This is a genomic window from Lachnoclostridium sp. An76 (assembly GCF_002161355.1).
GTDB lineage: Bacteria > Bacillota > Clostridia > Lachnospirales > Lachnospiraceae > Mediterraneibacter > Mediterraneibacter caccavium.
In genome coordinates this window covers 227,651-237,672 of record NZ_NFHL01000005.1, presented here as the reverse complement: position 1 = coordinate 237,672, position 10,022 = coordinate 227,651, and the positions used below count along the sequence as shown (strand labels likewise).

Sequence of the window (10,022 nt, the reverse complement as noted above, 5' to 3'; positions counted from 1 at the left end):
TGTTTTTTGTCAAGTACTTTTCCCTGAAAAAAGCGTCGGAATTCCCTTTTTTCAGCAAGGGATTTTCCCTGCCTTCAGCGGGCATTATGCATCCCTGCGCATGAGGGCGTGCTCCATTCGGTAGCTTTTCCCCTCGAAGATCAATAAATGTCCGTGATGGACAAGCCGGTCGATCATTGCAGCGGCCATCTGGTCATCCGTAAAGATCCCTCCCCATTTTGAGAATTCCAGATTGGTTGTCAGGATCAGGCTCTTGCTCTCATAGCTGTCAGATATAACACGGAACAGCAGCTGGGATCCGTCCTTATCGACTGGTACATATCCCCATTCATCCAGTATGAGCAGGTCAAGGCTGCGGAGATCCCGCAGAAGGCGCTCCAGCGTCCCGTTTTTCCGCGATTCCGCAAGCCTCAGCACAAGTTCTGTTACGGTATAAAACTTCGTCTTGTAACCGAGATTGCAGGCCTTTACGCCGGCTGCGATTGCCATATGGGTTTTACCGATGCCCACTGGACCGTAAAGCACAAGATTCTTTTTCCCCGGGACAAACTCAAGGGTTTCCAGTTCCTCCCTGCTGAATGCAGGGGGAAATTTTACGCAGTGATAGCTGTACCCCTCAAAGGTCTTATAGGTTGGGAACCCGGCCCGTTTAATCAGACGTTTTCGTCGGTTTTCATCCCGGAGAGTCAATTCCGCCTGCAGCAGTTCCAGAATAAACTCCAGCTGCTTCTGCGTCCCTTTTTCCCGGCAGATCTCTGAAATCCTGCCCGAAAGGAAGAGCTGCCGGCTTGCTCCAAGGATCTGTGTACAGAAATCCTCTTTCATCTTCGGTGTCATCATGAAACAGTGTCTCCTTCCTTCAGAAACATATCATCATATACTGCAAGGGATGGGCCTGCCTCCGGCGGTGTATAAATGCCATATCCGGTAATCCTTGCGGCAAGCACGGAAGCATCACAGATGTTAATACTGCCTCTTGTACAGGCCATCTCCATAGCGCTGGCCGCTGCTTGAAAGCCGTACTGGCTGGTCAGCTCATTCATGATCCGGAGGCAGTCCTTCAGTTTCTCTTTCGGCTGGGCATCCATGTAAGCCCTTAAAGCATCCGGTGTTTCGCGGCGCAGCCCGCTGTTTCCCCATGCTCCGGAGTTTTTCATCAGGACAGCCAGCGTGGTACTGTAATCGCTGATATCCGTGCGGTTATCTCCGTAAGCGCGCCGGTGAGTCGTGACGACCTGTCCGCCTTCTGTAAGAATGTCAACGGTATGGGCACGAATTCCCACCAGCACCTGTTTGTTTGCGTTTTCCGGCCTGGTAGAATAGAAATGCTTTCCATCCATACAGACTTTGCCGAAACCATCCGCTTTCAGCCATTCATATCGGCAGACATCGAACCGTTTTGGCGGCAGCATCAGGAGGGCTTTCCTGTCTTCTTCAAACAATTCCCGGATAGGGATCTGTTTCTTATAATGGAGTTCGGAAGCTTTCTTTTCATGGCGGGCAAGCAGCTTCCGGTTGTACTTCTCTATCTCATTGAAATGCGGGACCGGAACAAACAGGTTCGCACGGTTATAATCAACCTTGCGCTCCACATTCCCTTTTTCCCAGCCGGAATAGGGGTTGCAGAAGCGCACCCGGAAGTGATAATGGGCTCGGAAACGGGAGAAAAGTTCTGATTCATGGATCGCATCGCCAATCCGCCGCCCGACACCGGTTGCATTGTCAAAGATCAGTAACGGCGGTACGCCGCCGATAAATTCAAAGATATCCTGCAGGCCCTGGCAGACACACTCCGCAGTTTCTCCGCCGAATACCTGGCTGTATCCATCATTGCTGTAAGGGAACGACACGGTCAGATATTTCTTGCGGCAGAGCTTCCCGGCCTCATAAAAGTCAGCTTCCCCAAAATCAACTTGTGCAGGTCCGGGATCCCAGATCAGTTCCAGGTTTGCTTTCTCCGTTTGGATGGAACGGCATTTCTTCATGTAGCGTTGGACAATGCTGTAACTCCCGGTATAGCCATGTTCCTCCACGAGACGCTCATAGACTCTCTGAGCGGTATGGTGCTGCTTTCGCCAATGTTTCTTGTCTTCGTCCAGCCACTCCTGGATGATGGGCTTGAAGGGATCCAGTTTGGATGGCTTCTCCTGGATAACGGGTGGCTGCGGTGAGAAATCATCCTGCGCAAGATACTTGCGTATCGTTTTGGGATCAGCACCTGTTTTTTTAGAGATTTCACTGATCCGGTATCCACAATTGCTCAAGTCTTTGATATGATTGATTTGGGACATAGTGAGCATCTTCCTTTCCTCCTTTATCTTTGGTGGTGCTTAGATAAAGGATAAATATAATGTAAAGGGGAATCAATATGTCCCGCTTTATTTAGGGAATTTCCCTTGCTTTTTTCAGGGAATTCTGACGCTTTTTTTCGGTAAATTTAGTGTATCATAAACAATCATAAGCAAGATAAGGGGGTTGCACAACCTAAAGTATGAGAAGGTACTTTATAAAGTGTATATCCAGTTTAAGGCTTTTCCACAGATCGCCAGTGAATTAAAGCATGGTGTTGGGTGGATCAGAAGACTGCATGATGATGCAGTACAGGAATTTTCAGAAGTACACAGGGATTTTTTTAATGAATGGGTGATTGACCACATGAAGAACAGTGAACAGATCAAAGAACTGATGAACCGTATTTTAGAGGTTCAGCGAAAGAAACAGCAGATACTTGATGAAGAAGCGGAGATAAAGGCGGCAATTCTGGAACAAATGCAGGAAAATCAGGTTGAAAAACTGGAAAACGCCAACATAAAAATCAATTATGTGGAGAAGTTCGCCAGAAGGACAGTAGACGGGAAGAAGTTAAAAGAACTATACCCTGATGCTTTCCGGGATTGCACCCATGTAACGGAGATATCGCCGCATATAAGGGTTAAGGTGTTGGCATGAGCGCAGATTTAAAAGTGGTCTATTTGTTGGACAGTGTGGAAGTAAAGCGGAACATGACGCAATTACAGCTTGCCGATCTGCTGAAAAATGATGATGTGCTGCTGTTGTCTGTAAACGCTCCGACAGTGAAACACTATCGCAGGAAGAAAAAGGGTGGCAGATCGGTGGCAAAATAGCCCATGATCTGCCTGATTTGTTTGGAATACGCTGACTTTATGGGAGATAATCAGGCTGATTTCCACAACAAATAATTATTGAAACCCGGAAAGGCGGGATAATATGAGTAAAAATGAACGTGCGTTGAACAAACTGAAATCACTGGTTGATGCGGACGTATACATAAAACTGTTGGTCATGTTCGCCGGGGAAACGATTTATTTTCCGGCAGCAGGATCACCAAAGGACAAGCAGGAAAGGAACAGGGCAATCCAACAGGAATATTACAGCGGTGCAAGTGTACCTGATCTGATGGAACTATACGGACTGTCTGAAAGCCAGATCAGAAGGATTATAGCAAAAGTGGGGTAGCATTTTGTTACCTCATTTTTTCTGTCATTTTCTAAGAAAGTGGAAGGTGCGGCAGTAATTTTCTTATGATACAGTTGTTTTATAACAAATATATCAAAAGAAAGGTAGATGGATATGGAACTTGAAAAGTATGTCAAAGCGACCAAAGAAATCATCTGGAACGCCTATTCAGAGATAGAAGCGGCGTTAATGGAACGTGATACAGCGCTTGAAAATCTGAAAGTGTCAGGATGGAAATTTTCAGAAGATGGAATAAGCAAAGAACGGGAAAGTATTATCAGTAAGTTCAATACTGATACACAGACGGCGGTTGCAAATTGCCGGGCTGCTATTCAGAAGCAGAAAGACGGCTACATGAAGGAAGTGCATGATTATTACACACCGGACGGTAGCAAGATTGATCTGAACTTGATGAATCTGATCAAAGCGGGTTTTCAGATGTCGATTGATGAACTCATTGAACTTATCGAAAAGTATAGTGATAATCCTACTATGCTTCGGGTGATTGAAAAATATGCCGCTGAACAGAAGATGATTGGAGAACTTAACAAAAAATCTGCTGATTATGCGGTTGCTTTTATGAAGGCGAGAAATGCGGGAAAAGCGGAAGAAAAGATTTTTGATACCTTTGTGCATCTGTCTTGTGAAGGAATGCGGCACCCGGATGAACATTATACAATGTTTCAGTCTCGGCTTGATGGTTATGAAGAAGACGCAGTTTTAAGCCTGCTGAAAGCAAAAATTTATAAGGATGATGCAACGCAGCAGAGAATTGACCAGATTGAAGCTGAACAGCTTCAGAAGCATAATGATGTAAGAAAAGGGAAGTTCTGGAAACCGGAAATAACGATCACAAGAAAAACTTTTGAAAGTCGTAAAAATCCGTGGTAATTATGGCGGCGCAGAAGAAAGGAAACCAAAGAAATGACTGGAAACATTAATTAAAGAAGGGAGTTGAAAAATTATGTATACCCATAATGATCTTGCAAGCGATTGTGATGCGATTCGGAAGAAGATTGAAAGTACAGACATAACAGAAGAAACATTTGCAGAAATTGAAGAGTCTCTAAGGGCTTTGATTCCAAAAGAAAATGTGGTGTATCAGCAGATTCTTGATCTGGTACAACAGGCGAATGAAATGTGTAAGTTGCACCGGGCAATCCCCGCAACAATTAATTCTGTATATCGTGATCTGAAAATAAAGAAACTTGAAGCGGACGGCGTTGACTTGTCAAATAGTTATAACCGCAATCAGAAGTATGGTAGTTATATTGAACATTGCCTTTCTTGGGCGGGAATACCATTAAAGGTTGAATTAAAGAAAAGCTATCGTTGATAGAGAGAAAGGAAATCAAGGAAATGACTGGAAAGATTACATATTTCAATAATGAGCGAGGATTTGGATTTATCGCAGATGATGAAAGCAATCAGTCTGTATTTGTCCATATCTCACAGATTACTGGAACCAATGGCGATTATCCGGCGGTTGGTCAGCGTGTAGTATATGAGACACGGGAGACAGAGAAGGGAACCGCTGCGGCTGACGTCAGATTTATTTAAGTTATCTTTGGTGGTGGCTGTGGTAGTTCCCGGCTGCCACCATTGATTTTTAGGAGCGGTGAACGTTATGAATAAACGACAGAAAGAAGTGCTTCAAGCGCAGCTTGACAGCGAAAATGATATCATAAAAAAATTAAAACGGGCTTTTGAACGGGCGAAAAAAGACTGTGAAAAGAAAATTGCTGAATTAAATAGCCGGACGGATATGCAGAATTTACAGACGATCATATACCAAAGAAAATATCAGGAAGTTTTGAAAAAGCAGATTGAAGCGGCTTTGAAAGATTTGACAGACCACACATATAAGAATATACAGGAGTATTTACAATCCTGTTATGAAAACGGTTTTCTTGGTGTGTTGTACGATATCAGGGGGCAGGGTGTTCCGCTGATATTCCCGATCAATCAGGAACAGGTTGTGAAAGCTCTACAGACTGATACAAAATTATCAGAAGGTATGTATGAAAGACTTGGGGAGAGCACGCAAAAATTGAAAAGTTCAATACAGGCTGAACTATCAAGGGGAACGGCTAACGGTTCGTCATGGCTTGAAATGGCGGTGGAGATCACCAAAGGTATGAACAGTCCGTTCAGAGTAGCGTTAAATAATGCTATCAGAATCGCCCGGACAGAAGGACACCGCATACAGAACGAATCTGCTTTCCATGCACAGCAGGAAGCAAAAGACAGAGGTGCGGAAGTCGTAAAAATGTGGGATAGCACCCTTGACGGAAAAACAAGACCACATCATAGACAGCTTGATGGACAAATAAAAGAAATAGGTGAACCTTTTGAGATTGCAGGGCGCAAAGCTATGTATCCGGGTGATTTTGGTATTGCATCAGAAGATATTCAGTGCAGATGTTATTCCCTTCAACGTGCCAGATGGATGTTAGAGGGCGGTATCTGCAAGATGAATAATTTTTCTAAGCAGCTTGAATCTTTTGAGGATAAAAAATCTTATGATGATTTCAAGAAAGATTTCTTCTCAAAAGAAAATATCCAGTATATGAACTATGTTGATCTGCTGCGTGAGAGGTATCAGACAAAATATTTTGATGAAAAATTATTGAACAGGCTGACAGACCGGGAATATAACCAATATATTAAGCTGCTGAATGCAACCCCGATCTATAAGCGGTCTGACTATAAATAAGGGGGGGGCGGTTATGGCTATGACGGATATTTTGGAGATAATGCAGCAGATGGCGCATAAAAGGGTTAGTACCACCACCAAAGAAGAGATTGACAGGGCTTTATCAGAAAATAGTTGTTTGAGTCCAGAAGAAGCGTTGCAGGTGTTGGAAGAAATTCCAACAGATGACTGAAATAGGGGTGATTAGATGTTTGCAAAGAGAAAATTAAAAAGAATCTTGTCGGAAATCAACCGTTATGATGAAGAAACACAGACTTATTGTAAAAATCTTATTTTAAGGGTGTTCCGTTCGTGCGACAGCAGAAGACAGAAATGCAGATTTGTTAAAATGGTATATACCAGAATGAAAAAGGCGGGTGTATTTTAATGTCATTACAGTTTGAAGATAACAGTGCAGAGGTAAAAAGACGCTTGTCTGAAAGCCTGATAAGATTTCTGTATGAAGCGGGCGGTGATCTTACATCACAAATTCAGCAGAATAGCAGAGTGGACACCGGACAAACTAAAGGGTCATATAAGTATAAGGTCAATGAGTCTGATCTGACTGCAATAGTTGGAAGTAACCTTGAAAATGCGATCTGGGAAGAATTTGGAACAGGTGAATATGCCCTGAAAGGAAATGGGCGTAAAGGCGGTTGGGTGTATAAGGACGCTAAGGGCAAGTATCACCACACTTACGGTAAATCACCGAATAGACCAATGCATCACGCATATACGGCAAGTAAGACGGCATTGAAAAGGCGATTAGAAGAGATTATCAAAAGCGGTATGAAATAGGTTATATAAGCAATGAGAAAGCAAAGGCGAAGAAATATCCGTCTTTGCTTTTTTCATGGCTATATGGCGATTATATGAGTTGTCAGAGGTATAAGAACATGGTAGAATATGGGCAGGGAATAACCGTGTTGCAGGGTGGCTGACCTCTATTCTTACATAGAATGGGGGTGGTGCTGATGGACAAGAAACCTTTTGATTTCAAAGACCTGATAGCTTTCGGGATGTTCATTTTGGCATTGCTGACATTCGTTTTTACGTTCTGTCGATAATGTTTTTAGGCATAGAAAAACCACCCCGGTAACTTTGGCGAGTGAAGAGGTGGTAATTTCTATGTTGCTATTTACTTCATAAGGTCAACCCCTTGTGGGCGGTTGTTCCCTTTTCACTTATAATATAACACGATTGTTCAGCGTGTTCAATAGGAAATTCAGTGTTGCGGGTGATCTCTATGGAATTACAGAAAGCGTTAGAAGAATATGAAAAATACTTTGGTGAAAGGTATTTCTTTTATATTGGATTTCAGAAAACGGATGAAGAGATTATTTCAGAAATCCAGAAGTGCATCAGTACGGGGAAGAAGCAACGCCCGCCAAAGTATGAAGATGATTTGATTTATTGATATGGTGGCGTTGCCACCCTTTTGCCACCCGCTGAGAATATCCCACACAAGCGCAGACAGACCCGAAACACTGAACTATTAAAAAATGCCTTGCTTTCAAGCCTGTCAGCGGACGCACAAAAGCGCACATATCTCTTAAATACTGAACTTTTTAGCGGTTATGACAAACGGTGCATGTGGAGACGGTTTGCCTTTTGTCCCAACGCAAGCCGGATACGACAATTGAAGTGGATCTGGATATCTCAGAGCTTGAAGTATCCAGTGCGGAAACCAAGGCAACCTATGAAGAAATCAAGTCCTACGTGTTGAAAAAATTCGGGCTGAAAGTGTCAAACCTGTATATCGCCCAGGTCAAAAGAGAATGCGGAATTGTGGAGAGGATCAATTATAATCTTCCGAAGACGGAGGGGAACAGAGTTCCTCAGTGCCCGGAGGATAAGAGAAAAGCCATCAAGGATGCGTTCATACATTTTCAGATGATTTAGAAAGAAAAGGCAGTCAGGAATCAGATCCCGGCTGCCTTGTTCATTGTAGTTTCGATTGTCATCATTTCTTTTTTGGTTCCTTGTCGCGAGCCATTGTTTCGTCAATCGCTCTGTTAATGAAGGCGGTGGTGCTTTCACCCATTTCCTGAGCGTGCTGCTGAACCTCTGTGCGGTGCTCAGGAGTCATTCTAACCTTCACCTCTACGAATTTATCAATATAGCGCTTATTAGCTGCCTTACGAGCCTCTGTGAGGGTTCTGTGGCGGCTGTCCTTTTTCTCTGCCATGTTCTTATTCTCCTTGGGGATGGATTTTTACACAAAATGAGTATAACACACTTTTGGACATGCGACCATACATTTTTTCTTGACGGACATGCGACTATGTCCTATAATACGAATTATGGGACATGCGACCATATCCCAACAAAAAACAGCATATGACAATCAATGAAAAAGGAGGACCTCAGAATGGCAAAGAAAAAAGAATACAGATCACTTAAGATCAGCAGCATTTGGAACTATGGAAGTAATCCTTCTCCGCAGCTCAGACTTCAGGGACGGTGGCTGGAAGAGCTGGGCTTCCAGATCGGCGAGGCAGTGCTGGTAAAATGCGAGGACGGAAAGCTTATCATCACGCCGGATACTATGATAGCCGAGACGGAGAGCAGGGAGAAGGAATTCCTTGATAGAGAGATGGCTTTGCTCCAGAAGAGATTTGACGCTGAGAAGCAGAAGATCCGGCAGCAGATTGTGGCGGAGAGGGAGGCTATGTATGTGGCGGAAGGAAGGTGATCGCCTATGTTTGATGCAAATGAACTTGCTTCTCTGGACTCAAACTATTTTACCGTTATCTACAAGGATATCTATGATGTAACCATCAAATCCAATAACACCGGTCACTACTGGAGCCTGCACAGTCCGGGCTATCCGGAGCCGGGAACAGTTATCATCTTTCATTCGCATTTTGCTTCCTGCCCTTACCATCAGCATGGAAGGGCGATCAGTCTGAGACAAGCGGTAAAAAGCATTAAGAGCCATGACCGTTTCCAGCTCAATGGGCGTAAGCCGGTCAGAAGATAAAAGAGTGGCGCTATCGGAACGGATCCGACAGCGCCATTCGTGTGTTTTACAGTTCGAGGAACTTCTTCGTCAGTTCTTTCGCTGCGTTGATTTCCTGATAGCCACGGGACGGCTTCAGACCGAGCTCAGCAATGATCTGTTCTTTTGAGTAGTCCTGCCTGCCGAGGGTGACGATCTTGGCGTAACGGGGGCTGATTTTGCCCAGGTATTCCACCAGCTCCGTGAAGAGTGTTTCGAGAATCGCTTCTTCCTCAACATTTACATTGGGATCCGCGATGTCGAGACCGACAGTGTTGCCGTCCTCATCTTCGTGGGTGTCCTGGAAGGATGTGAACTGGATGAAGTCCTCACGGCTCTTGAAGCGCGGAAGGTGCTCTGCACGTCTGGGGCAGCCCTTGCAACGGTTCTCCTTGCTGCAGAGGATCGGAAAGCCTTCGTTATCCCATCCGAGAACGCATCTGCCGGGACGGAGCTCCGGGTGCTCTTCAAAATAGTCGTTGATGCCGGAATAGTAGAGGGAGAGCATCTTGTTGAAATCAGCTTCGTCCACCACCATGAATCCGACTCTGAACGGAACACCGTAGTGCTTCCAGGTTCTCAGGTTCTCCGGAATGATCGTGTTGTTACTCTGGAATTCTGCATCCGAGATCAGAACCGGTGCGAGAACTTTGCCTTCAGTTACGGGAGTTCCATCATAGGAACTGTACTTGTTGCAATATTCAATTGTAATCTTAGCCATTTTGATTTCCTCCGTAGATTGGCTGTGGAGGAAACCAAGCGGCTGTTATTCATTTGTTCTTTCAGATGACCGTTCATAGGGATCCTCCTACAAATCGGTCAGCTGCTCTACTTGAACTGACACCTGCA

Annotated in this window: 16 protein-coding genes and 1 pseudogene; 13 read left to right on the top strand and 4 right to left on the bottom strand. The window is 44.5% G+C overall.

The window, feature by feature from the left end; all coding sequences use genetic code 11:
- Positions 1-84: 84 nt before the first annotated feature.
- Positions 85-840, bottom strand: coding sequence for an IS21-like element helper ATPase IstB (gene istB, locus B5G27_RS11055; RefSeq protein ID WP_242958187.1), 756 nt, complete (start codon positions 838-840; stop codon positions 85-87).
- The gene (istA, locus tag B5G27_RS11050) at positions 837-2,291 is read right to left on the bottom strand and encodes an IS21 family transposase (protein WP_206608963.1); all 1,455 of its coding nucleotides are present in this window, start codon (positions 2,289-2,291) and stop codon (positions 837-839) included. The genes istB and istA overlap by 4 nt, the downstream gene beginning before the upstream one ends.
- Before the next feature lie 220 nt (positions 2,292-2,511).
- On the opposite strand from istA, the gene B5G27_RS11045 reads away from it, so the two are divergent.
- From B5G27_RS11045 to B5G27_RS10995, 11 genes and pseudogenes are all read left to right on the top strand, one after another.
- A complete protein-coding gene (locus B5G27_RS11045) occupies positions 2,512-2,949 on the top strand; it encodes a hypothetical protein (RefSeq protein WP_143449702.1) in 438 nt (145 codons plus the stop codon).
- A complete protein-coding gene (locus B5G27_RS11040) occupies positions 2,946-3,125 on the top strand; it encodes a hypothetical protein (protein ID WP_087178918.1) in 180 nt (59 codons plus the stop codon). Before B5G27_RS11045 ends, B5G27_RS11040 begins: the two co-directional genes overlap by 4 nt.
- Positions 3,126-3,228: 103 nt before the next feature.
- Positions 3,229-3,477, top strand: coding sequence for a Mor transcription activator family protein (locus tag B5G27_RS11035; RefSeq protein WP_087178917.1), 249 nt, complete (start codon positions 3,229-3,231; stop codon positions 3,475-3,477).
- A gap of 114 nt (positions 3,478-3,591) precedes the next feature.
- On the top strand, positions 3,592-4,368 hold the full coding sequence (locus B5G27_RS11030; RefSeq protein WP_143449700.1) for a hypothetical protein: 777 nt from the start codon (positions 3,592-3,594) through the stop codon (positions 4,366-4,368).
- A gap of 73 nt (positions 4,369-4,441) precedes the next feature.
- Positions 4,442-4,813 (top strand): hypothetical protein, encoded by a 372-nt coding sequence (locus tag B5G27_RS11025; RefSeq protein ID WP_087178915.1) that lies wholly within the window; start codon positions 4,442-4,444, stop codon positions 4,811-4,813.
- Between the two features lie 23 nt (positions 4,814-4,836).
- Positions 4,837-5,037 carry a cold-shock protein gene (locus B5G27_RS11020; protein ID WP_087178914.1) on the top strand — a complete coding sequence of 67 codons (201 nt, stop codon included), beginning with the start codon at positions 4,837-4,839 and terminating at the stop codon, positions 5,035-5,037.
- A 67-nt stretch (positions 5,038-5,104) separates the two neighbouring features.
- Entirely contained in the window at positions 5,105-6,193 is a 1,089-nt protein-coding gene (locus B5G27_RS11015) for a phage minor head protein (protein WP_087178913.1), read from the top strand.
- Between the two features lie 13 nt (positions 6,194-6,206).
- Positions 6,207-6,365 carry a hypothetical protein gene (locus tag B5G27_RS16050; RefSeq protein ID WP_162611236.1) on the top strand — a complete coding sequence of 53 codons (159 nt, stop codon included), beginning with the start codon at positions 6,207-6,209 and terminating at the stop codon, positions 6,363-6,365.
- A gap of 194 nt (positions 6,366-6,559) precedes the next feature.
- Complete coding sequence (locus tag B5G27_RS11005; protein WP_087178911.1) at positions 6,560-6,970, top strand: HK97 gp10 family phage protein; 411 nt, start codon at positions 6,560-6,562, stop codon at positions 6,968-6,970.
- Positions 6,971-7,418: 448 nt separating this feature from the next.
- Positions 7,419-7,589, top strand: coding sequence for a hypothetical protein (locus B5G27_RS16045; protein WP_162611235.1), 171 nt, complete (start codon positions 7,419-7,421; stop codon positions 7,587-7,589).
- Between the two features lie 167 nt (positions 7,590-7,756).
- Positions 7,757-8,074: pseudogene (locus B5G27_RS10995) on the top strand (23S rRNA (uracil-5-)-methyltransferase RumA); the annotation flags it as partial.
- Between the two features lie 61 nt (positions 8,075-8,135).
- Here B5G27_RS10995 and B5G27_RS10990 read toward each other — a convergent pair.
- Positions 8,136-8,360, bottom strand: coding sequence for a hypothetical protein (locus B5G27_RS10990; RefSeq protein ID WP_087178909.1), 225 nt, complete (start codon positions 8,358-8,360; stop codon positions 8,136-8,138).
- 183 nt (positions 8,361-8,543) lie between these two features.
- Between B5G27_RS10990 and B5G27_RS10985 the strand changes: the two genes are divergently transcribed.
- Together B5G27_RS10985 and B5G27_RS10980 are read left to right on the top strand one after the other, a co-directional pair.
- Positions 8,544-8,867, top strand: coding sequence for a SymE family type I addiction module toxin (locus tag B5G27_RS10985; protein ID WP_087178908.1), 324 nt, complete (start codon positions 8,544-8,546; stop codon positions 8,865-8,867).
- A 6-nt stretch (positions 8,868-8,873) separates the two neighbouring features.
- Positions 8,874-9,155, top strand: a complete 282-nt coding sequence (locus B5G27_RS10980) for a hypothetical protein (RefSeq protein WP_087178907.1) — start codon at positions 8,874-8,876, stop codon at positions 9,153-9,155.
- A 46-nt stretch (positions 9,156-9,201) separates the two neighbouring features.
- Here B5G27_RS10980 and B5G27_RS10975 read toward each other — a convergent pair whose 3' ends face one another.
- On the bottom strand, positions 9,202-9,894 hold the full coding sequence (locus B5G27_RS10975; RefSeq protein WP_087178906.1) for a hypothetical protein: 693 nt from the start codon (positions 9,892-9,894) through the stop codon (positions 9,202-9,204).
- Positions 9,895-10,022 lie beyond the last annotated feature (128 nt).